We start from the raw sequence: 21,741 nt of genomic DNA on the forward strand, positions 1-21,741 counted from the left end.
CCATGCGCATCTTGTCACTTGCCCTGCGCAGGCTGGCAGCCAGCCTGCCCTCGCTGCTGCTGATCCTGTGCGGCCTGTTCCTGCTGCTGCAATTCGCCCCGGGAGACACCGTCGATGCCCTGGTCGCCGAAATGGGGGGAGCGGATGCCGCCGTCATCGGCCAGCTGCGGCAGTTCTACGGGCTCGACGCCTCCACCACGGTGCAGCTTGGCCGCTACCTGTGGCGTCTGGTGCATCTGGACCTGGGCTACTCCGCCATCTATGGCAAACCGGTGGCCACCGTCATCCTGGAGCGCCTGCCCGTCACGCTGCTGCTGATGGGCTGCGCGCAGGTGCTGGCCGCCGTGTGCGGCATTGCGCTGGGCGTGGCTGCGGCGCATCGGGTGGATCGCTGGCCGGATACGCTGGTGTCCATGCTCGGGCTGGTGTTCTATGCCACGCCGTCGTTCTGGTTCGGGCTGATGGGCATCGTGGTGCTCGCCATCCACCTGGGGTGGCTGCCGCCCGGTGGCTACCAGGACGTCGCCGCGGGTTACACGGGCCTGGCACGCCTGGCCGACATCGCCTGGCACCTGGTACTGCCCACCGTGACCCTGGCGCTGATCTACCTGGCTATCTACCTGCGCATCATGCGCGCGTCGATGCTGGAGGTGCTCACGCTGGACTTCGTGCGCAGCGCGCGCGCCAAGGGCCTGTCCGAGTATGCCGTGCTGGTGCGCCATGTGCTGCGCAACGCGCTGCTGCCGCTGCTCACGCTGGCCGGGCTGCAGTTCGGCACCATGCTGGGGGGCTCGGTGGTGATCGAAAGCGTGTTCGCGCTGCCGGGGCTGGGCCGGCTGGCCTATGACTCGGTGGTCCAGCGCGACCTGAACACCCTGCTCGGCATCGTCTTCGTCAGCGCGCTGCTGGTGATCGCCATCAATTTCATCGTCGACATGCTGTATGCGCTGCTCGACCCCCGCATCCTTCACGAACGCAAGGCATGAAGCTGCTCCGACGTTACCTGCGCAACCCGGCTGCGGCCTTCGGCCTGCTGGTGTTGCTGGCGGTCATTGCCATGGCGGCCTGCGCCTCGGCCGTGTTTCCCGCCGATCCCCTTTCCCTTGCCGGCCGCCCGTTGCAATGGCCGCTGGAGGATCCGCATTTCTGGCTAGGCACCGACCAGACCGGGCGCGACATCGCCGCCCAGATCTTTCACGGCGCGCGCGTCTCGTTGCTGATCGGCTTCGTGGCCACGATGATTGCTGTGTCCATCGGCATCCTGACCGGCGCGTTCGCGGGCTACTACGGCGGCTGGGCCGACAACCTGCTGATGCGGCTGACCGAAGGCTTCCAGACGCTGCCCAGCTTCTTGCTGCTGCTGGTGCTGGTGTCGGTGTTCGGCTCCGGCATCACCACTGTGACGCTGGCCATCGGGGTGGTGTCCTGGCCTGCCACCGCGCGGCTGACGCGCGCCGAGTTCCTGACCCTGCGCAACCGCGACTTCGTCCACTCCTGCCGCGCGCTGGGCGTGCGCGACCTGCAGATCATCTTTCGCGAGATCCTGCCTAACGCGCTGCCGCCGGTGGTGGTGTACGCCAGCGTGGTGATGGCGCTGGCCATCCTGCTGGAAAGCGCGCTGGCCTTTCTCAACCTGTCGGACCCGAACGTGGCCTCATGGGGCAACCTGATCGGAGGCGGGCGCAGCGTGCTGCGTTCGCAGTGGTATGTCTCGGCCATTCCCGGCGTCGCCATCCTGCTCACCGTGCTGGCTGTATCGCTGGTGGGACAGGGCCTGAACGACGCACTCAACCCCAGGCTGAAACGCGCATGAGCGGACCGTTGCCCTTCCTTCTCAGTATCGACGCGCTCAGCGTCGCCTTGCCCGCCGGCGCCGACCGCCCGCTCGCGCTGGATGGCGTCTCGCTGGCGCTGGCGCCGGGCGAAATCCTGTGCGTGGTTGGCGAAAGCGGCTCCGGCAAGTCCATGACCGCCGGCGCCGTGCTTGGGCTGCTGCCCGATGGCGTGCGCCGCAGCGCCGGGCGCATCCTGTTTGAAGGCCGCGAGCTGACGACGCTGTCCGAGGCGGATCTGCGGCGCATACGCGGCGCCCGCATCGGCATGATCTTCCAGGAACCGATGACGGCGCTCAATCCGCTACGCACCATCGGCGACCAGATCGGCGAGGTGTTCCGCACCCACACCCGGTTGCCCAAGGCGGAAGTCGCGCGCAAGGTGCGCAGCCTGCTGGAAGACGTGCAGATCCCGCAGCCGCTTGCCGCCGCTGGCGCCTATCCGCATGAGCTGTCCGGCGGGCAGCGCCAGCGCGCCATGATTGCCATGGCGCTGGCGCTCGAGCCCAGCTTGCTGATTGCCGATGAGCCCACCACCGCGCTCGACGTCACCACCCAGGCCCAGATCCTGCGGCTGATCCGCGAATTGCAGCAACGCAAGGGCACGGCGGTGCTGTTCATCACACACGACTTCGGCGTGGTGGCGGAGATTGCCGACCGCATCGCGGTCATGCGCCAAGGCGAGGTGGTGGAGACCGGGCCGGCCGCCGAGATCCTGGCGCGGCCGCAACATCCCTACACCCAAGCGCTTCTGGCCGCCGTGCCCGCGCTGGAGCCACCGCCGCCGCGCGTGCAGACGGGTGACACGCTGCTCGCCATCGACGGCATCGGCAAAACCTACCGCGGCGGCGGCTGGCTCGGCCGGGGACGGCGCCAGGTGCAGGCGCTCGACCAGGTATCGCTCGCGCTGCCGCGCGGCGGCGCGCTTGGCATCGTGGGCGAGAGCGGCTCCGGCAAGAGCACGCTTGCGCGTTGCCTCGTGGGCCTGCTCGACCCGGATCGCGGCAGCCTGCGGCTCGATGGCGCCGATCTGCTGGCCAGCGGCTCGGGCCAGCGCCGGCAGCGCGCCCGGCGCATCCAGATGGTGTTCCAGGACCCGTTTGGATCGCTCAACCCGCGCCGCCGCGTGGGCGAGCTGGTCGCGCAGGGGCCGCTGATCCACGGAGAACATCCGCTGCGGGCACGCCTTCGCGCCGCCGAGCTGTTCGAACTGGTAGGGCTGGATCCCAGCGCGCTCGACCGTTATCCGCACGAGTTCTCCGGCGGCCAGCGCCAGCGCATCGGCCTGGCCCGGGCGCTGGCCCTGTCGCCCGACGTGCTGGTGGCGGACGAGCCGGTGTCCGCGCTGGATGTCTCCGTGCAGGCACAGGTGCTGGCGCTGCTTGACGAACTGCGCGCGCGCACCGGCTTGTCGCTGATCCTGATCACGCACGATTTGCGCGTGGCGGCCCAGGTCTGCGACCGGGTGGCGGTCATGAAGGACGGGCGCGTGGTGGAAGAAGCGGATACCGCCACGCTGTTCGGCGCGCCCCGCCATCCGTACACGCAGGCCTTGCTGGCAGCCGTGCCGGGCAGGCGGGCGGTGGGCCGGGCAAGCGCAGCGGTGAGCGAGCGCAGCGTGCGCTGAGGCTTGTTGAGCGCCTCGCCGCCCTCGACATGCGCGTGCGCGCAACAATTTCCCGCGGCAACGCTTGTTGACGTTGCAGTGCAAGAATGGCAGCATTCCCGGCTTCGGTGGGCTGCCCACCTGCCCAACCACTCGCCCGCCGCCAACGCGGGCTTCGGAGTATTCAAGTCATGCGCGTTGCATTTATCGGCCTGGGTGTCATGGGCTATCACATAGCGGGCCATCTGGCCGCCAAGGGCCATCAGGTCACCGTCTACAACCGCACGGCTGCCAAAGCCGAGCAGTGGGTCGCCGCGTTCGGCGGCAAGTCGGCCGCCACGCCGGCGCTGGCCGCGCAAGACGCCGAAGTGGTCTGCTCCTGCGTGGGCAACGACGATGACCTGCGCTCGGTCCTCACTGGCAAGGACGGCGCCTACAGCAACGCACCGGCAGGCTGCGTGTTCGTGGACCACACCACCGCCAGCGCCAATGTGGCGCGCGAATTGTATGCCGCGGCTAATGAGCAGGGCCTGCACTTTGTCGACGCGCCCGTCTCGGGCGGCGAAGTCGGCGCGCAAAAGGGCATCCTGACCATCATGTGCGGCGCCGACGAGGCCGTGTTCGGTCGCGTCGAGGCAGTGCTGGGCGCCTATGGGCGCGCCGTCACCCGCATTGGTGGCTCCGGCGCGGGCCAGCTGGCCAAGATGGTCAACCAGATCTGCATCGCCGGCCTGCTGCAGGGCCTGTCCGAAGCCATCGCCTTTGGCGAGCGCGCGGGACTGGACATGAAGGTAGTGCTGGATGTGATCAGCAAGGGCGCCGCCGGCTCCTGGCAGCTGGAAAACCGCGGCCCCACCATGATCGAAGACAAGTTCGATTTCGGCTTCGCGGTGGACTGGATGCGCAAGGATCTGGGCCTGTGCCTGGACGAGGCGCGCCGCAACGGCGCCAGCCTGCCGGTCACCGCCGTGGTAGACCAGTTCTACGCCGACCTGCAGCAAGACGGCTGCGGCCGTGCCGATACCTCCTCGCTGATCAAGCGCCTGCGTTGATCCTGCGCTGACCGAATGGCTGCCGGGCACGTGTGCTGCCCGCGCCGCCGGCCGTTCTGCCGCCCTTTTCCCAGTTACCCCCTTTCCTGACGCCGCGCTCGCGGCGTCATCCAATTCCTACATCCGTATCAGAGGCCATCCCGCTGGGCCGGACTGCGTGCCCGGCTATCTTGTAAGCATGGCAGGCGCGCCCGTTAGCGCCGTCAGCAGCATCATTCACGTAGGAGACCACTATGTTGAGACTGGCAAGCGCGCTCATCGCGAGCGCAGCGCTTCTGTTCGGATTGAACGGTTGTACCGCTACCGGCGCCGTGGCTGGCGGTGTGGCGGGTCATGAACTGTCGCACGGCAGCACCGCGGGCACCATCGGCGGTGCGGTGGCAGGCGGCGTCATCGGTCACGAACTGGGCAAGTAAACAACAGTTAACAACAGTTAACAACGAGATCAGCGACGACCCAGAATGCGAACCAAAACACGAACGAGATAGCGCGCGCCTCGCGCTGATCCACCCGTCAAGGAGCCAATCATGGCCATCGGTACGATCCTGCTTATCCTTCTTATCCTGCTGCTGGTCGGCGCACTGCCCACGTGGCCGTACAGCACGGGATGGGGCTACTACCCCAGCGGCGGCCTAGGCCTGGTCGTGCTGATCGTCGTGATCCTGGTGGTCATGGGCCGGCTGTAGCGCAAGCTGACTTCCTAAGATAAAAAAAACGCGCCGCATCTTCATGCGGCGCGTGTTTTTTATTATTTTCATCGCTGAAAGAATGGCAGCGCCGCCGCACGGATTGGCGGGCAATGCATCAAGAGCGAGTTCAATACGACTTCGGCAAACCCAGCACGCGCTCGGCGATATGGCACATGATGAGCTGCGCGCTGACCGGGGCAATGCGCGGGATATACGACTCGCGCAGGTAACGCTCCACCTGGTACTCACGCGCATAGCCCATGCCGCCCAACGTCAGGACCGCGGTCTGGCAGGCCTGGTGCGCGGCCTCCGCCGCGAGGTACTTGGCGGTATTGGCCTCGGCCCCGCAGGGCTTGCCGTTGTCGTACAGCCAGGCCGCCTTCCACACCATCATGTCGGCGGCCTCCAGCGCCATCCACGCTTGCGCCAGCGGATGCTGGATGCCCTGGTTCTGGCCAATCGGGCGCCCGAACACGGTGCGCTCCTTGGCATAGCGCGTTGCCGCTTCCAGTGCGACACGGCCAAGGCCGACGGCTTCGGCGGCAATCAGGATGCGCTCGGGGTTGAGGCCATGCAGGATGTACTCGAACCCGCGCCCTTCTTCCCCGATGCGGTCGGCCACCGGCACCGTCAGCCCGTCGATAAAGAGCATGTTCGAGTCCACCGCGGCGCGCCCCATCTTGTGGATCTCGCGCACCTCGATGTGCTTGCGGTCCAGCGCCGTGTAGAACAGGCTCAGGCCCTGCGTCGGCTTGGCCACCTTGTCCAGCGGCGTGGTGCGGGCCAGCAGCAGCATGCGGTCGGCCACCTGCGCGGTGGAGATCCAGATCTTGCGGCCGTCCACGCGATAGCTGGCGCCATCCGCCGACAGCACGGCCTGGGTCTTGAGATGGGTGGTGTCCAGCCCGGCGTCGGGTTCCGTCACGGCGAAGCAGGCCTTCTCGGTCCCGGCGATCAGCGGCGCCAGCGCCGCCTCCTTCTGCCGGTCGTTGCCGAACACCACCACCGGGTTGAGTCCAAACACATTCATATGGATGGCCGACGCGCCGGAAAAACCCGCGCCGGACGCCGACACCGTCTGCATGATCAGCGCCGCCTCGGTAATGCCCAGGCCGGCGCCACCGTACGCTTCCGGCATCGCGATGCCGAGCCAGCCCGCCTGCGCCATGGCCTGGTGGAAGGCATGGGGAAACTTGCCTTCGTCGTCCAGCCCCGACCAGTAGTCGGCGCCGAAGTCACTGCATAGCTGCGTCACCGCTTCGACGATGGCGCGCTGCTCGGGGGTTCTTTCAAAGTTCATGCCTACCTCATTCCGGCTGGATGCCTGCGTCCTTGACCAGCTTGGTCCACTTGACCAGCTCGCCGGCCACGAAGCCGGAGAACTGCTTGGGCGATTGCCCGAATGCCTCAAAGCCCAGCGCCTCGAAGCGCGGGGCGACTTCCTTGCTCGCGGCGATGCGCGACAGCTCGCGGTTGAGCCGCTCGACCACCTCCGCGGGCGCCTTCGCTGGCGCGAACACGCCATTCCAGGACGTAATATCGAAGCCTTTGAGCTCAGGCGTGTCGGCCAGGGGCGGCAGCTCCGGCAGCAGCCGGCTGCGCTGCGCGGTGGTCACCGCCAGTGCCCGCAGCTTGCCCGCCTTCACGTTGGCAATGCCGGCCGCCACGTCGACAAACATCATCGGCACCTGCCCCGCGATCACATCGGTCATGGCCGGCGGCGTGCTCTTGTACGGCACGTGCAGCAGGTCCAGCCCGGCCATGCGCCCGAGCGTGGCGCCCGACACGATGCCGGTGCTGTTGCCGCTGGCGTAAGACATGCCCGGATGCGTGCGCGCGTAGGCGATCAGGTCCGCCACGGTCTTGACCGGCAATTTCGGGTTGACCACCAGCATGAACGGCAGGTTGCCCATGCGCGCCACCGGCGTGAAGTCGCGGATCGGGTCATACGGCAGCTTCTTCATCAGCGAAGGATTGGCCGAATGGGTCGTGTTGGTGGTCATGAACAGCGTGTAGCCGTCCGGTGCGGCCTGCGCGACGATCTCGGCGGCAATCGCGCCATTTGCACCGGGGCGGTTGTCCACCACCACATTGGTCTTGAGCGCGTCGCCGAGTTCCTTGGCGGTGATGCGGGCCACCGCGTCGGTGCCGCTGCCGGCGGCGAACGGCACCACCATGCGGATCGGCTTGCTGGGATAAGCGTCGGCCGCCGCCACGAACGGCGCCGCGGCGAGGCTCAGCAATGGCAGCGCGGCGCGCAGCAGCGTGATGAGGCTTGGCATAGTCTTGTCTCCTGTTTTTTGGCTAGCTATCTCGTTGTCGTGGATTAGCCTTGTCAGCTTTGTCAGCTTTGTCGTTGCGATGCCCGCGGGCACCATGCCGCCTCACCGCGCGGTCTTCTCTTTGTAGTTCGTGTCCTTGACGAGCTTGGCCCAGCGCGCAGCGTCGTCGGCAATGATGGTGGCAAACTGCTCGGGCGTGCTGCCGACGGCTTCATAGTCGATGGCGGCAAGGCGTTCCCTGATATCCGGCATCGCGACGATCCGCACGATTTCCTGGTTCAGACGCGTGACGATTTCCTTCGGCGTGCCTGCCGGCGCCAGCAGCCCGGCCCAGGAATTGAAGTTCATGCCCTGGATCCCGGCCTCCTGCATGGTCGGCACATCGGGCAGGGCCGGCGAGCGCTTGGGCGACAGCACGGCCAGCGGGCGCAGCCTGCCGGCCCGGATCATCGCCATCGAGTTGAAGGGATCGATGGTCATGTCGACCTCGCCCGCCACCACGGCCTGCATCTGCGGGCCGGTGCCCCGGTACGACACACTGACCACGTCCGGGGTGCCGGCGGTGGATTTGAATGTCTCCCCGATCAGCTCGATCATGCTGCTGCCGGCCGACAAGCTCAGCGGACGGCTCTTGGCGCGGGCCAGCCCGACGAACTCCTGCACGGTCTTGGCCGGCACCGACGGGTGGACCACCATCACAAAGCCGATGCTGCTGATCAGGCTGATCGGCGCAAAGCTCTTCAGTGGCTCGTAACCTGCCTTGTACAGCACGGGGCTGAGCGTCTGCGCGCCAGCGGTGTTGAGCAGCAGCGTATAGCCGTCGGGGGCGGCACGCGCGACCATATCGGTGCCGATGATGCCATTGGCGCCGGGGCGGTTCTCAACCACCACCGGCTGCTTCAAGGCCTCCGCCAGCTTCTGCGACACCAGCCGCGCCACCACGTCGGAGGCGCCGCCCGGCGCAAAAGGCACCACCATGCGGATCGGCTTGGTGGGATAGGTGCTGCTCCACGCCAATGCGGGCATGGCGCTCCAGATGGCGGCGCAAACGAGCAAACGGCGTCGGGAAGACAGTGTCATCGGAATCTCCTACCAGGCTTGAACAACAAACGTCGTATCGGGTATCGGGTGCGGGCACCCAGGCGAAATGGCAGCGTTCTGCGGCGTTCAGCAGAACTCGGCAGCAGTCCTCAGGCGGGACGGATCACGCGCTCCGGGGATTCCTCGTAAGGCGGGGCGTAGATCACCAGCAGTTTCACGGGCTCGTCGCTGATTACCGTGAACACATGCATGGCCTCGGCCGGGAAGAAGCAGCAATCGCCGGGGCCAAGCTCGCGCGATTGCCCGTTCACCTCGGCGCGCGCCCTGCCCTCCAGCACATAGCAGACCTGCTCGATGCCGGGATGCGCGTGCGGCAAGGCACCTTTGCCGCGCTCGATGGTGCCGTGAATGACTTCTAGCTGGGTGGCGCCGACGTTCTCGCGGCCGATGATGCGGCGGTTCAGCGTGCCGACGTGATTGGCCGGGTGGTAGCCGGGCACGTCTTCGGCACGGACAAAGTAGATCGGTGAGGACGACGAGGGGGTCATTGCAGTCTCCATGCCGGCTACGCCGCGACCCCATGAGGGCGGCTGTGATACCCGGCTGTTTTTCATGTTTGTGAAAGTTATTTTATCCCCATGAAAATAACCATGTCCAGCAGAGCCATACCCTGTAACGGATTCCGTACCACGATGCTCCGGTATACCGTCATAAACACAATCTACAGATAAATATTTAAACAAAATATTTCTTGAGAAATATTCTAGTGCGCCGGAATGGGTGTTCGGCAGGAACGATCGACTAAGATAAGTGCTTCTCTTCCGACCAATCCGGGCCTGCCCCACTCATGACCGCCAACGACAACAAAGCGCCGCCGATGAACGTGAAGACGGCGTTGCGCGTGCTCGAGATCATCGAAACCTTCGCGCGCGAGCGGCGCGCGCTGTCGCTATCGGAGCTGGCCCGGTTGCTGGCGGTGCCGGCATCGAGCTGCCTGGCGCTGATCCGCACCCTGACTTCGCTGGGTTACCTGTACGAGACCGGCCGCCGCCAAGGCTATTACCCCACGGGCCGCCTGCTGGCCATGGCGCAGCAGATCGCGCGGCACGACCCGGTGCTGGACCGGGTGCACGGCACCATGAACGAGCTGCGTGCGGCCACCGGCGAGACCGTGGTGATCGGCAAGCTGCATGAAGGCCGGTGGGTGGTGTACCTGGACGTGCTCGAATCCCCGCATGCGATCCGCTATATCGCCACCGCAGGCGAGCGGCGAGAACTCCATGCGAACTCGATCGGCAAGGCCTTGCTGTCCGTCATGCCCGAGGACGAGCGCAGCGCGCTGATCGCGCAGCTCAGCTTCGAGCGCTTCACGCCACGCACGGTAGCCAACGCGGCGCAGCTGGAAGCCGAGCTGAAGAAGTCCGCCGAGCAAGGCTGCTTCATCAACCTGGGCGAGTCGCTGCCCGACGTTGGCGCGCTGGCCTGGCCGGTGCGGCTGTCGGGAGAATGCTACGGCATTTCCATTGCCGGGCCGGCGTACCGCATCGAGCCCGCGCTGACGCGGTTCTCGGCCATCCTCAGGACGGCCTGCTCCGCGCTCGAGCGCGACGAGCGCAGCCGGTTCGCGCAATAGCCATCTGCCTGCTCGTCGTCAATTCGCCGCCAAACCGCCCTCAACTCCCGGCCGACGCTTCCGGCATGCCGCATTCGCGCAGCAGGTCGCGCAGTTCGTTGATGACCGGGAACACCTCCTGGTTCCAGTCGGCGCCCTGCTCGTCGTGCGCCGCCTGCTCACTCTCGACAATCCAGCGGTCCTCCTTGAAGATCCGCTCCGTAAACCACACCAGCAGCGGCCAGGCCAGATCCAGTATGCCGGGAATGCCGGGCTTCTTGATCGACAGCAGCCCGAACGTGCGGTTGGTGCGCTGCTCGGCGTCGAGCGGCACGTAGACGATCCACAGGTCCATCACCAGCGTGGCATCCGAAGTGCGGATCTGCAGGGTCTGGTAGGGATACAGGGTGCGGACCGTCATCACGTCCTTGCCGCCTTGCCCGCCCTTGCTGCCCTTGTTGCCGCCGCCGAACACCAGCGCTTCGCCCACCGGCTGCTTGCCTTGCTCGCGAGCGAAGGTGTAGTCCACCTCGACCCATCCGTCGCCGCGCCGGCGGCCCAGCGAGCTGGCGCGCATCTGCCCCATCTGCCGCCGGTGCAGGAACTGATGGTTCATGTCCATCAGGTTCTCGTGCATGAACGAGTAATGGCATTTGACCTCGCGGCCAAAACGCCGCGTCTTGTACGCCTTGTTGGCCACCGAGCCCAGGCTGGGCAACGGGGTTTCGTCGGCCAGCACCGCGCTGCCGGGGAACACGAAGATCAGCCCTTCCACCTCGCGGCAGGGGTAGGAGCGCACGCCGTTGGGCAAGCGCTCGCGGCCCAGGTAAGGCACGTCGATGCAGCGGCCGGTGCAATCATAGGTCCAGCCGTGATAGCAGCAACGGATCGATTCGCCCTCGACCACGCCCGCGTGCAGCGGCACCTGCCGGTGCGCGCAACGATCCTCGAGCGCGAACACCGCGCCGGACGCCGTGCGCACCAGCACGATCGGCTCTCCGGCAAAGCGCACGCCATGCGCCTTGCCGCGCTTGACCTCGCGCGACCAGGCCAGGGGATACCAGTGATCGGGATGAATGGTGACGCGGCGCAGGTCGCGCAGCGGGACTTCGGTAGGGCTATCGCTATCGTTGGCACTGCTATCTAGCAACGGAACTGCATGCATGGGGGACTTCTCCTTGCAAGACTGGTATCTCGATTAGCCGACTGCATGGGCGGGAGGACGAAACCAAGGGCTAAGTCTAACCGAAGGCTTGCCAAGAGATGTGTTGCCCGCCGCGGGGTAATGACGGGTATCCGGGCTTACCCCGACACAGGCCGAACGTACCGGTAGTGGCGTGGATAGCGCCCTCGATGACGTGATGCTCAGGGCGCATCCGCCGCTGGCGCCAGGCACCAGTAGCGCAGGCCCGCAGGCACGGTATCCGACAACGAGATAGCGGGCGCGGCGTGGATCGCCAGCACAGCGTCGCCGTGGCGCCAGCTGCAAGCATTGGCGGTGGCCAGGCTGGCCGCCGGCGACACCGCCACCGCCTGCCCGAGCATGGTCTGGAACAAGCCCCCGCCGCCACGCTTGAGCCAGGCTTCCTTCAAGGTCCAGAGCTGGAAGAAGGCCTCGCGTTGCGCCGCCGGATCGCCGCCCGGGCGCAATGCCGGCAAGGCGGCGCGTTCGGCTTCGCTGCTGACTGCGAGCACCAGCGCGTCCAGCCCCTTGCGCGGCAGCACGCGCTCGATGTCCAGGCCGAGCGGTTCCAGCCCGACGGCACAGGCAGCGTAGTCGCCGGAATGGGAGAGGGAGAGAAAAGCGGACACAGGCCCAATGGCCTGCGGCGGGCTGTCCGGCGCGGCGCTCAGCGTCCAGTCCTGCCAGCCGCCGCCGTAAGCTTGCGCCAGCAATTGGCGCGCAATCCAGCGCCCAGCCACGAACTGGGCGGCGCGCTGGCCGGCCTGCAGGGCGTCCAGGCGCCGCGCTTCGTCCGCGCCCAGCCATTGCCTGGCGGGCGGAACCTGTCCCGCCAGGCCAGCTACCGACGCAACGCGAACGTGGATCGGGGAGGCCGGCATGGCGTGGCGCGCGGCCTTACTTGCCCGCCACCTTGGCGTACGTGCCCTTGAGCGCCACACCGGCCACCACCGCGCCGGCATGGCATTCGTACTCGGTCGGGCTGGCGACCGAGTCCTTCTTGTAGTAGCTCACCACGTCGACCACGGCATTGGCGCCGAGCGTCTTGGCCTTGTCCTGGAACGCGATCAGCGCGGACAGCGCGGCCCAGCGGCAGGCGTCTTCATCGCTCTTGCCGAAGCTGTTGGTCTTGCGGTTGGACACATCGCTCTCCTTGGTCTCAAGGACCTTGGGCTTCTTCTGCCCCGCCAGGAAGAACTTGACCGAGCCATCGAGCTTTTCCTGGGCTTCCGACATATCCAGCACTTCCTGGAACGGCAGCATGTACTTGGTATCGCGCGCCGCGGCGGGCGTGGACAACAGCATGGCGGCCGAGGCGGTAGCGGCCAGGATGGAGAGAGCGTGCTTCATTGACCTTCCTTTCTTGGTGTTGTTGGTGTTGTTGATTTTATTGATGAGGAAAATGCGCGGTAGTACTGGCAGATCAACGCCAGCGGCGGAACACCAGCGACGTGTTGATGCCGCCAAAGGCAAAATTGTTGCTCATCGCATGATCGATGTCGAGCCGCCTGCCCTCGCCCATGATGTAGTCAAGGCAGGCACAGCGCGGGTCTGGGTTGGACAGGTTGATGGTGGGCGCAAACCAGCCGTCGCGCATCATCTCGACCGTCATCCATGCCTCGAGCGCGCCGCAGGCGCCTAGCGTATGGCCCATATAGCTTTTCAGCGAACTCACCGGCACCGCGTCACCCAGCACCTCGCGGGTGGCATGGGACTCGGCGATATCGCCCTGGTCCGTGGCAGTGCCGTGGGCATTGACGTAGCCGATCGCCGAGGCCGGCAGGCCGGCATCCTCCAGCGCCAGGCGCATGGCCTGCGCCATCGTGTCCGCCTTGGGCTGGGTCACGTGGGCGCCGTCGCTGTTGGTGCCAAAGCCGACAATCTCGGCCAGGATGCGCGCGCCGCGCGCCAGCGCGTGCTCCAGCTCCTCCAGCACCAGTGTGCCGGCACCCTCGCCCAGCACCAGGCCGTCGCGCTCGCTGTCGAACGGGCGCGGCGTGCCATGCGGCGCATCGTTGCAGGTGCTGGTGGCGAACAGGGTATCGAACACGGCGGCCTCGGTGGGATCCAGTTCCTCGGCGCCGCCCGCCAGCATGGCCACCTGCCGGCCGCTGCGGATGGTTTCGTAAGCGTAGCCGATGCCCTGGCTGCCCGAGGTGCAGGCACTGGAGGTGGTGAGGATGCGCCCGGTAATGCCGAAGAACACGCCGATGTTCACCGCCGTGGTATGCGGCATCATGCGGATGTAGGTGGTAGCGCTGACGTCCTCGGTGGTGCGATCCATCATCATGCGGCCAAAATCGGCCACGGCCGACGGCGTGCCGGTGGACGAGCCATAGGCTATGCCAAGCTTGCCGCTCGCGACCAGCGGATCGCCAAGCAGCCCCGCATCGCGCAAGGCGGCCTCGCTGGCCAGCACCGACATCACCGCCACGCGGCCCATGGCGCGCGTGACCTTGCGGGTGTAATGCGCCGGCAGCGTGAACGGCGGCACAGGTGCCGCAAGCTGCGTGTTGAGGCCCTTGTAGACGGCCCACTCCGGCATCTGCACGACCGCGTTGCGGCCGCTGGCCAGGCGCTCGCGCACGCTCGCCCAGTCGTTGCCCAGCGAGCAGACTGCGCCGGCTCCGGTAATGACGACTCGCTTCATCCGAACATCCCCCCGTTGACCGAAATCACCTGCCGGGTGATATAGCCCGCATCGGCGGACATCAGGAACGCCACGGTGGCGGCCACCTCGTCCGGGGTACCCGTGCGGCGTGCCGGGATCATGCGCAAGGCTTCCTCCAGCACGTGTTCCTCCACCATCTCCGTATCGATCAGGCCAGGGGCCACGCAATTGACGGTAATGGCGCGCTTGGCCAGCTCGATGGCCAGCGCCTTGGTCGCGCCGATCACGCCGGCCTTGGCCGCGCTGTAGTTGGTCTGGCCCCGGTTACCCACCAGCCCCGACACCGAGGACAGCGTGACGATGCGGCCCGGCTTGCGCCGCTGCACCATGGGCATCACCACCGGGTTGAGCACGTTGTAGAAGGCGTCCAGGTTGGTGTGGATCACCTCGTCCCACTCTGCCCCGGTCATGGCCGGGAACGCCGCATCGCGCGCGATGCCCGCGTTGCAGACCACGCCGTAGTAGCAACCGTGGGCTTCGATATCGGCCAGCAGCGCGGCCGCGGCCTGTTCCCGCTGGCTGACGTCGAAACAAAGCACGCGCGCGGTGCGGCCCAGGGCACGGATCGCATCGGCCACCGATTCGGCTTCATCGCGCCGGGCACGGCAATGCACCACCACATCGTAGCCCTCGCGCGCCATGCGCAGCGCGATGGCGCGGCCAATGCCGCGCGAAGACCCTGTGACGAGCACGGTTCGGTTCGTCATGGTTGTTGTCCTTGCAAGAAAGCCTGCGCGTCGGCAGGCTGGAAAACGGAAACGTTGGCGCGCGCCACTTCGTGCTCGCCCAGCGACAGCGAGCAGGCAAACATGCCGAGCCCGTTGTCGCCGACCAGCTCGGCGCGCACTTGTATGGTCAGCACGCTGCCCACCGGGAACGCCGGCACATCGCATTCGTAGCGCCGTGAGCCGAGCAGGAAGCCGATGCCAGGCGCCCGCCCGGCGCGCCAGTCCTGCGCGCCGGCCCAGGCGGCGATGGTCTGCGCCATGTACTCGATGCCGACCCAGCCCGGCATGCCGGACTCATCGACAAACAGCTGGGTGGCGCGCACCGTGGTGCGCGCTGCCGCGTGTTCCTCATCGGCGCGCAACAGTTCATCCAGCAAGCGCATCCCGCCGGCGTGCGGCAGCACCTCGGCGATTGCCGGCAACGCGGCAAGGGACGTCGTGGTCATGGTCAGCCGGCTCCCAGTATCACGGCGCTGTTGCTACCGCCGAAAGCGAAGGAATTGCTCATCACGTAGCGCGGCGCGCGGCCCAGCGTTTCGCCGGGGGCCACCACGCGCAGCGCCGGCAAGGCCGGATCGGGCACGCCATCCCACCAGTGCGGGGGCAGGCGGCCGTCCGGATTGTCGACCAGCGTCAGCCACATCAGCGCGGCCTCGATGGCACCGGCCGCGCCGAGCGCGTGCCCGGTCATCGGCTTGGTCGAGCTGAGCGGCAGATCGGCGCCGAACACCGCGGCGCATGCCAGCGCTTCCATGGCGTCGTTCTGCGGCGTGGCGGTGCCGTGCAGGTTAAGGTAATCGATGTCCGCAGGCGCAAGCCCGGCGCGCTCCAGCGCCTGCAGCATGGCGGCCCGGGCACCGGCGCCGCTGGGGTCCGGCGCCGACATGTGATGCGCGTCGGAGGTCTCGCCGCAGCCGGCCAGGCGCACCGGCCCCGGCTCGGCGGACAGCAGGAACAAGCCGGCGCCTTCGCCCAGGTTGATGCCGCAACGGTTGGCCGACAGCGGGTTGCAGCGTGACGCCGAGACGGAATCCAGTGCACTGAAGCCGGCGACGGTGAAGGAGCACAGGGTGTCCGCGCCGCCCGCGATCACCACGTCCGCCATGCCGCTGCGCAGCAGGCGCGCGGCAGCCCCTAGCGCCTTGGCGCTCGACGAGCAGGCGGTGGACAGCGTGTAGGCCACGCCAGTCACGCCCAGCACGCCGGCCAGGAACTGCGCCGGCGAACCCAGCTCCTGCTGCCCGTAGTGGAAACCCTCCGGCCACGCGCCGGTGGCAGCGCGCGCGCGCACGGCCACGCCGCCCTCGGCAATGCCGGAGGTACTGGTGCCCAGCACCACCGCCACCCGCGCCGGGCCAACCCGGGCAATGGCGGCCTGCGCCTGCGCAATGAACTGGAGCGCGGCGTGATACAGCAGCGCATTGTTGCGGGTACGGTGCACCTGTGGCGTGTCGTCCGGCAGGCTGAGCGCGGCGTTGACCGTGCCGAGCTGCAGCGGGCGGCCCGGGCTGTAAAGCTCGGTCACCTCGCCGCCCTGCGGGGCGTCGCCGCGCCAGAGCGCCGCGCGCACCGCATCCGCGCCGTCGCCCAGCGCGCAGGTCATGCCCAGTGCATTAATAAAGACATTCATTTCGTCCCTCCTTGCCCTGCCGGCGGCAGGGTGCGGATGGTCAGCCGATAGCCATCGCGGTATTGCTCGAACTCGATCGTTTGCGGGTCCGGATAGCGCACCTGCGCCACCACCTCGCCACCCGCGCGCAGCACGCGCCGGCCGGCCTCGACCTCCAGGCGCCAGCCCGCCGGCAAGGCCGCGGCAATCGCCTCGACCGGCCACAACGACAACTGCATTTCACTCAGGATACGCTCCGGCACCAGCTCGGCCGGCGCCCAGGGCGAGCGCACCACGCGCAGGTCCTGCCCATCCCAGTCGAGCCGCGCCAGCACCTGCCCGCCGGCCAGCGCGGCCAGCCGCGTGTGGGTGGCATCGGCTTCCAGCAAGGCCTGGATCTCGCGGCGCTCCTCCCCGCGCGGGGTGCGGTACACCACGGTGATCTGCTGCTGCAGCGCCAGCTCGCGGCCCAGCGATGCCGGCGGCAGGCGCAGCAACGGCACGGGCTGCTGCTCGGCGGGCAGGGTGGGCGAGGCAGGCGGCGAAGCGGAACCTGCCCCCGCTCCCGGGCCGGCGCAGCCCGCTAACAGCAAGGCACACGCGGCAACACCCAGCAGCATCCGCGCCGGCACGGCGCCAATGGAGGGATGCCTGGCGATCAGGCTTCGCAAAGCTGCTCCAGCACGCCAAGGCGGCGCCGCGACTCGGTGACGAACGGGTTGGTGCGGTCCCAGGCATAGCCCGCCAGGATGGCCGAAATCATGCGGCGGATTTCCGGCGTGGCATCGGGATGGAAAATCAGCTTCTGGAAGCGGCCTTCGTACCACGCTTCCACAAAGGTGCGGAAGCAATCCACGCCGTCCTTGAGCGGGCGGCCGTAGTCGGCCTGCCAGTCCACCGTCTCGCCATTCAACTGGCGCGCCAGGCAGGCCGTGGCCAGGCTGGCGGACTTGAAGGCAATGGTGACGCCAGACGAGAACACCGGGTCGAGGAATTCGCCCGCATTGCCCAGCAACGCATAGCCCTTGCCCCACAGCGATTTCACGTTGGCCGAGTAGCCGACGATCTGTCGGGCCGGGGTGTCCCAGCCGGCGTTGGCCAACAGCTTGGCAAGGCCGGGCTCCTCGCCCACCAGCGCCTGCAGCCGCTCGGTCTCGGTCCCTTTGTACTGGTCGAGGAAGCGCTTTTCCGCCACCACGCCCTGCGAGCAGCGGCCGTCCGAGAACGGAATGGTCCAGTACCAGACATCGACATGCTCCGGATGCACGCTGACGCGGATCTTGTTGCGATCGAAGGTGCCCAGCGGGATGCGGTCTTCCACGTGGGTGAAGATGGCGCTGCGCACGGGGAAGTGCGACGGCGACTCCAGGTCCAGCAGGCGCGGCAGTACGCGGCCGAAACCCGAGGCATCCAGCAGGAAACGCGCCCGCACCTGGTACGCCTTGCCATCCGGGTCGCGCACGGTGACGCAAGGCTGCTCGCCCTCCAGGTCGACGGCGCTCACCTGGTGCTTGAAACGGACCTCGGCGCCCTGCTTCTGCGCCTCGCGGATCAGCACGTCGTCGAAGCGCGCGCGCTGGACCTGGTAGGTGGTACCCCAGCCGGCGGAGAACTTGTCGCGGAAATCGAAATCCGTATAGCGGTCGCCACGCACGAAGGCAGCGCCGTTCTTGTACTGGAAGCCGGCTTCGACCACCGCCTGCAGCATGCCCGCCTCTTCGATGTAGGCCATGCTCTGCGGCAGCAGGCTTTCCCCGATCGAGAAGCGCGGAAAGGTCTCTTTCTCGATCACCAGCACATCAATGCCGCGCTTGCGTAAAAGGCCCGCCGCCACGGAGCCCGCCGGGCCGGCGCCGATGATAAGGACATCCACCTGTTCGGTATTCATTTGCAACCCTGTTTGACTCGTTGATCTTGTTGGTTTTATTTGTCTTGCTATTTGTCTTGCTGCGACTTCAACATGAAGCTAGTGCGCATGCCCATGCGGCGCGTGGGGCCGGAACCATGGCGACAGCACCCATACCGCCCCCACGCCGGACAGCATGGTCATGCCAAAGGCATGCAGCGCCGGCGTGGACGACAGCGCCAGCAGGCCAAAGGCCAGCAGCGTGCTGGCCGCGCCAAGCACGATCGCCGTCCATGACTCGCCATCGCCGGGATGCTCCAGCAGGAAGATGCCGTAGTCCACGCCCACGCCAAGCAGCAACGCCAGCGCAAGCACGGAGAACAGCTGCAGCGGCACATGCAGCCAGCCCAGCAGCGCCACGCTGAATACCCCCGCCAGCAAGGTCGGCACCAGCGCCCGCCACGAGGCCCTGCCATAGCGCCATGCCAGCAACAGCGCCACGCCCAGCGCGCCGGCGCCCAGCAGCCAGGTCATCAGCACGCGGTAATGCTTGAGCAGCGAGGACAGGTCGGCCACGCGGTCCACCCACTCGACGCCCGGCACCATGGCCGCCGCCGCCTCGATCAGCGCAATGGTGGTGGGCTTGTCCAGCCCGCGCAGCAGCATGACGCTGGCGTAGCCCTGGCCCTCGCGATCCAGCCAGAGGTGACGCAACGTCTCGGAAACCGGGCTCGCCAGCCACGCCGGCAACGTCAGCACGCGGTCAGGCGCAGCGGCATTGGGCGTGCCCACGGTGCCGCCCACCGCGCGCGCCACGCGCTCGCGCACGGCGGCCTCCAGGCCGTCCGTCAGCGTGGCATCGGCATGCTGGCGGGACGCCGATGGCACCCAATCGGAGATGGCCAGGAAGCCCTCCAGCTCGCCGCGCGCCACCACGCCCGCCAGCGCCGCCTTGACCGCTTCCTCGCGCGCCAGCACCTGGTCCGGCGAGTCGCCGCGCACCAGCAGGAACTGGGCGGGGCTAGGTGTGCCCAGCAAGCGCCCGGCGGTGCGCTGCGCCTCGATCAGCGCCGGCGGCGAGCTTTGCAGCTGGCGCACGTCATCCGCCACCTTGACCTGCCATAGCCCCGGCACGATGAACAAGGCCAGGGCGCCCAGCAGCAGCATCGAAGCGCGATCCATGCCCACGCGCGGCCAGCGGGCCAGGCTGGCGGTCAGCCAACTCGACAGGCGCGTCTGGCGCAGCTGGCCGCGATCGAGCAGCGGGAACCAGAACACCACGGTCAGAAAAGCCGCCACCAGCCCCACGGCCGAGAACAGCGCCATTTGCCGCAGCCCCGGGAACGGCGCGATGCCCAGCGCCAGGTAGGCCACCACGCTGGTCGACAGCGCCAGCGCCATGCCCGGCAGCAGCCTGCGCATCACCTGCGGCGGCGACAGGCCAGGGCTGGCCTGCCGCGACACGAAATAGTGAATGCCGAAGTCCTCGGCCACGCCCACCAGGCTGGCCCCGAACACCAGGGTGATCAGGTGGACGCGGTCAAACACCAGCGCGGTGGCGGACACCGCGGCAGCCGTGCCGATCAGCAGCGACAGCCCCACCAAGATGATCGGGCGCAGCGAACGGAAGGCCAGCCAGACCAGCAGCAAGACCGCCGCCAGCGAGCCCCAGCCGATCACGTTCATCTCCAGGTTGGCCTGGGATGCGGCGGCTTCCGCGTGCAAGGGAATGCCGGCGGCCACCACGTGCACGCCGTCGTCGCCCTGCGCGGCGGCGCGCTCGCCCAGCCGCAGCACATCGCCGTAGTCCGTATTGCCGCTTACCGAGAACGCAGGCTTGGTGATGCGATACGTCAGCAGCACCCACTCCTTGCCCTCGGCGCTGAGCGCCGCGCGGCCATCACGCTCATGCACGCGCGTGATGGCCGCGCGCGACAGCCACCAGTCCTGCCAGAGCCCGATCGGGTCAGCCGCCCAGTCGGTCAGGCGCGGGCCGGTGGAAAGCTGGTAGAGCCGGGTCAGCGCCTGCTGGGACAGTACATCGGGATCCGCCTGGCGCAGCATGGCGCGCTGGCTGTCGGTAAGCAGGCGGTCGCGGTAAGGCCGGTAGAAGGCCAGCGCGGCGTCGAGGTCGAAACTGGCGATGCGGTCCACTGGCTGCAGCAAGCTCGCCTGCGGTTTCGCGGCCGTGCTGAAGCGATCGGCGGCGGCACGGGCGCGGGCCCAGTCGGGCGCGCCGACCAGCACCACGATCTCGCGCGAGACGCCGTCGGCCAGCCGGCGCAGCACGCGGTCGGCGGTGGCGGTGCGCTGGCTGGTGGGCAGCAAGGCCATCACATCGGTGTCGAGCCGCGAGGCGCGCCAGAACTGCAACTGGTGCGCCGTCAGCGCGATCACCAGCAACAGCCACGCCACGGCCAGCACCCGCTCCAGGGTGCTGAGCCCGTGCGCGGGCTTGCCAGTGGCCGGGGCGGCCTTAGCCACCTTTGCCGCCTTACTCAAAGCGCTTCTCCTCATCCGCACCGAGTTTGGCGGCCGCACTCGGGTCGATCATCTTGACGGTGGTGCTGTCGCCGCTGCCTTCTTCCAGGCGCACGTTGCGCACAAAGCGATCCCCGGCCAGCTCGATGCGGGTGAATACGCGCCGCATGCCGGCATCGGTCGGCGTCAGCGTCAGCGTCCAGCCGCTCTTGCCAACCAGCTCGCCGGCCACCTCGAAACGTGTGGACAACGCGCGCAGGTCGCCGCGCAGCACGGCAATCACCGATTCGCCCACGACCCGCATGGCGGGCTGGGCGTCTGCCTGCAACTGTTGCTGCACGCGGCCATCGGCACCGCGCATGACCAGCCGGTCCGGCGTGACCAGCAGGCTGGACGCAAACGGCTCACGCGTGCTCCACACCACGCCACGCTCGCGCGCGAGCACGAAGTCGCCGCGTGAGACCAGCGGATTGGCAAAGCCGGACAGGCGGCGGATCTGCTCGAAGCGTCCGTGGATGACCGGGGCATCGGACAAGCGCGCAGCCACCGAGGCCAGCAAATCCGGCGCGGCCGCGGCGGCAAGGCCCGGGCCAGCCAGCACGGCGCAGCACAGCGCCCGCAACAGGCGGCGGCGCATCATGCCTGGCGCTCCGGCTGCGCCCCGTCTTGCACGCCAAGGCACGCCAGCAGGACCGGCGGGCAGACATACTGCATCTCGCCATTGGCCATGTCCACCGCCACCTGGATGGTGTAGCCCTTGGTCAGGCGCCGGCCGCTGGCGGCATCGCGGACCACGTACTCGATCTTGAGCCGGTTCTCCCACTCGACGATGGTGGCGCGGACGATGAACGACTGGCCATAGGTAAGCGGCCCGACATACTTGACGCGCATGTCCACCACCGGCCACGCATAGCCCGAGTCTCGCATGGCGGGGTAGTCGTAGTGGTAGCGCGCCAGCAGCGCGCAGCGCGCCTGCTCGAAATATCGCACGTAGTTGCCGTGCCAGACCACGTTCATCGGGTCGAGGTCGTGGAAGGCCGCGCTGAGCGTGATCTCAAAGCTGAAGTCCTGGGAGGCTTGGGGCATAAGGTTGGGTATCGCGATATCCG

Annotated in this window: 23 protein-coding genes; 7 read left to right on the forward strand and 16 right to left on the reverse strand. The window is 67.6% G+C overall.

The features are described from left to right. Positions 1–2: 2 nt before the first annotated feature. The 6 genes from AC07XB_RS13995 to AC07XB_RS14020 all read left to right on the forward strand — a co-directional run bounded on the left by AC07XB_RS13995 (position 3) and on the right by AC07XB_RS14020 (position 5,176). Positions 3–986 (forward strand): ABC transporter permease, encoded by a 984-nt coding sequence (locus tag AC07XB_RS13995; protein ID WP_492828265.1) that lies wholly within the window; start codon positions 3–5, stop codon positions 984–986. Then, positions 983–1,813 carry an ABC transporter permease gene (locus tag AC07XB_RS14000; RefSeq protein ID WP_492828263.1) on the forward strand — a complete coding sequence of 277 codons (831 nt, stop codon included), beginning with the start codon at positions 983–985 and terminating at the stop codon, positions 1,811–1,813. Before AC07XB_RS13995 ends, AC07XB_RS14000 begins: the two co-directional genes overlap by 4 nt. Next, positions 1,810–3,459 carry an ABC transporter ATP-binding protein gene (locus AC07XB_RS14005; RefSeq protein ID WP_492810622.1) on the forward strand — a complete coding sequence of 550 codons (1,650 nt, stop codon included), beginning with the start codon at positions 1,810–1,812 and terminating at the stop codon, positions 3,457–3,459. Before AC07XB_RS14000 ends, AC07XB_RS14005 begins: the two co-directional genes overlap by 4 nt. A gap of 86 nt (positions 3,460–3,545) precedes the next feature. After that, positions 3,546–4,490: an NAD(P)-dependent oxidoreductase gene (locus AC07XB_RS14010; RefSeq protein ID WP_492828261.1), complete on the forward strand. Its 945-nt coding sequence runs from the start codon at positions 3,546–3,548 to the stop codon at positions 4,488–4,490. Between the two features lie 233 nt (positions 4,491–4,723). Then, entirely contained in the window at positions 4,724–4,906 is a 183-nt protein-coding gene (locus AC07XB_RS14015) for a glycine zipper 2TM domain-containing protein (RefSeq protein WP_150986604.1), read from the forward strand. Positions 4,907–5,017: 111 nt separating this feature from the next. After that, positions 5,018–5,176, forward strand: a complete 159-nt coding sequence (locus AC07XB_RS14020) for a DUF3309 family protein (protein WP_150986605.1) — start codon at positions 5,018–5,020, stop codon at positions 5,174–5,176. Positions 5,177–5,306: 130 nt separating this feature from the next. On the opposite strand, the gene AC07XB_RS14025 is transcribed toward AC07XB_RS14020, so the two are convergent. The 4 genes from AC07XB_RS14025 to AC07XB_RS14040 all read right to left on the reverse strand — a co-directional run bounded on the left by AC07XB_RS14025 (position 5,307) and on the right by AC07XB_RS14040 (position 9,050). Next, positions 5,307–6,479: an acyl-CoA dehydrogenase family protein gene (locus AC07XB_RS14025; protein WP_416052856.1), complete on the reverse strand. Its 1,173-nt coding sequence runs from the start codon at positions 6,477–6,479 to the stop codon at positions 5,307–5,309. 7 nt (positions 6,480–6,486) lie between these two features. Beyond that, on the reverse strand, positions 6,487–7,461 hold the full coding sequence (locus AC07XB_RS14030) for a Bug family tripartite tricarboxylate transporter substrate binding protein (protein WP_492373661.1): 975 nt from the start codon (positions 7,459–7,461) through the stop codon (positions 6,487–6,489). Positions 7,462–7,563: 102 nt separating this feature from the next. Further along, entirely contained in the window at positions 7,564–8,541 is a 978-nt protein-coding gene (locus AC07XB_RS14035) for a Bug family tripartite tricarboxylate transporter substrate binding protein (RefSeq protein WP_492373662.1), read from the reverse strand. 110 nt (positions 8,542–8,651) lie between these two features. Further along, complete coding sequence (locus AC07XB_RS14040; protein ID WP_043355682.1) at positions 8,652–9,050, reverse strand: cupin domain-containing protein; 399 nt, start codon at positions 9,048–9,050, stop codon at positions 8,652–8,654. Positions 9,051–9,379: 329 nt separating this feature from the next. Here AC07XB_RS14040 and AC07XB_RS14045 point away from each other — a divergent pair, with 329 nt between their 5' ends. After that, on the forward strand, positions 9,380–10,135 hold the full coding sequence (locus tag AC07XB_RS14045) for an IclR family transcriptional regulator (RefSeq protein ID WP_492373689.1): 756 nt from the start codon (positions 9,380–9,382) through the stop codon (positions 10,133–10,135). A 40-nt stretch (positions 10,136–10,175) separates the two neighbouring features. On the opposite strand, the gene AC07XB_RS14050 is transcribed toward AC07XB_RS14045, so the two are convergent. The 12 genes from AC07XB_RS14050 to AC07XB_RS14105 form a co-directional block, all read right to left on the reverse strand. Continuing rightward, the gene (locus AC07XB_RS14050; RefSeq protein ID WP_459376378.1) at positions 10,176–11,279 is read right to left on the reverse strand and encodes a Rieske 2Fe-2S domain-containing protein; all 1,104 of its coding nucleotides are present in this window, start codon (positions 11,277–11,279) and stop codon (positions 10,176–10,178) included. Positions 11,280–11,479: 200 nt separating this feature from the next. Beyond that, positions 11,480–12,178, reverse strand: a complete 699-nt coding sequence (locus AC07XB_RS14055; protein ID WP_492828259.1) for a 4'-phosphopantetheinyl transferase family protein — start codon at positions 12,176–12,178, stop codon at positions 11,480–11,482. Between the two features lie 16 nt (positions 12,179–12,194). Beyond that, complete coding sequence (locus AC07XB_RS14060; protein ID WP_492828257.1) at positions 12,195–12,647, reverse strand: excinuclease ATPase subunit; 453 nt, start codon at positions 12,645–12,647, stop codon at positions 12,195–12,197. A 73-nt stretch (positions 12,648–12,720) separates the two neighbouring features. Continuing rightward, on the reverse strand, positions 12,721–13,947 hold the full coding sequence (locus AC07XB_RS14065; protein ID WP_492373665.1) for a beta-ketoacyl-ACP synthase: 1,227 nt from the start codon (positions 13,945–13,947) through the stop codon (positions 12,721–12,723). Beyond that, a complete protein-coding gene (fabG, locus tag AC07XB_RS14070) occupies positions 13,944–14,675 on the reverse strand; it encodes a 3-oxoacyl-ACP reductase FabG (protein WP_492373666.1) in 732 nt (243 codons plus the stop codon). Before fabG ends, AC07XB_RS14065 begins: the two co-directional genes overlap by 4 nt. Further along, complete coding sequence (locus tag AC07XB_RS14075; protein ID WP_492373667.1) at positions 14,672–15,142, reverse strand: hotdog family protein; 471 nt, start codon at positions 15,140–15,142, stop codon at positions 14,672–14,674. Before AC07XB_RS14075 ends, fabG begins: the two co-directional genes overlap by 4 nt. A gap of 2 nt (positions 15,143–15,144) precedes the next feature. Continuing rightward, complete coding sequence (locus AC07XB_RS14080) at positions 15,145–16,326, reverse strand: beta-ketoacyl-ACP synthase (protein ID WP_492373668.1); 1,182 nt, start codon at positions 16,324–16,326, stop codon at positions 15,145–15,147. Then, positions 16,323–16,976 carry a DUF3261 domain-containing protein gene (locus tag AC07XB_RS14085; RefSeq protein ID WP_492373669.1) on the reverse strand — a complete coding sequence of 218 codons (654 nt, stop codon included), beginning with the start codon at positions 16,974–16,976 and terminating at the stop codon, positions 16,323–16,325. Before AC07XB_RS14085 ends, AC07XB_RS14080 begins: the two co-directional genes overlap by 4 nt. After that, the gene (locus AC07XB_RS14090; protein ID WP_492828255.1) at positions 16,964–18,193 is read right to left on the reverse strand and encodes an NAD(P)/FAD-dependent oxidoreductase; all 1,230 of its coding nucleotides are present in this window, start codon (positions 18,191–18,193) and stop codon (positions 16,964–16,966) included. The genes AC07XB_RS14085 and AC07XB_RS14090 overlap by 13 nt, the downstream gene beginning before the upstream one ends. 78 nt (positions 18,194–18,271) lie before the next feature. Continuing rightward, positions 18,272–20,653 carry an MMPL family transporter gene (locus AC07XB_RS14095; RefSeq protein WP_492828253.1) on the reverse strand — a complete coding sequence of 794 codons (2,382 nt, stop codon included), beginning with the start codon at positions 20,651–20,653 and terminating at the stop codon, positions 18,272–18,274. Further along, the gene (locus AC07XB_RS14100; RefSeq protein ID WP_492828251.1) at positions 20,646–21,272 is read right to left on the reverse strand and encodes a LolA family protein; all 627 of its coding nucleotides are present in this window, start codon (positions 21,270–21,272) and stop codon (positions 20,646–20,648) included. Before AC07XB_RS14100 ends, AC07XB_RS14095 begins: the two co-directional genes overlap by 8 nt. Next, positions 21,269–21,718 (reverse strand): acyl-CoA thioesterase, encoded by a 450-nt coding sequence (locus AC07XB_RS14105; RefSeq protein ID WP_416052876.1) that lies wholly within the window; start codon positions 21,716–21,718, stop codon positions 21,269–21,271. The genes AC07XB_RS14100 and AC07XB_RS14105 overlap by 4 nt, the downstream gene beginning before the upstream one ends. Positions 21,719–21,741 lie beyond the last annotated feature (23 nt).

The organism is Cupriavidus sp. GW821-FHT02F09 (assembly GCF_059421605.1).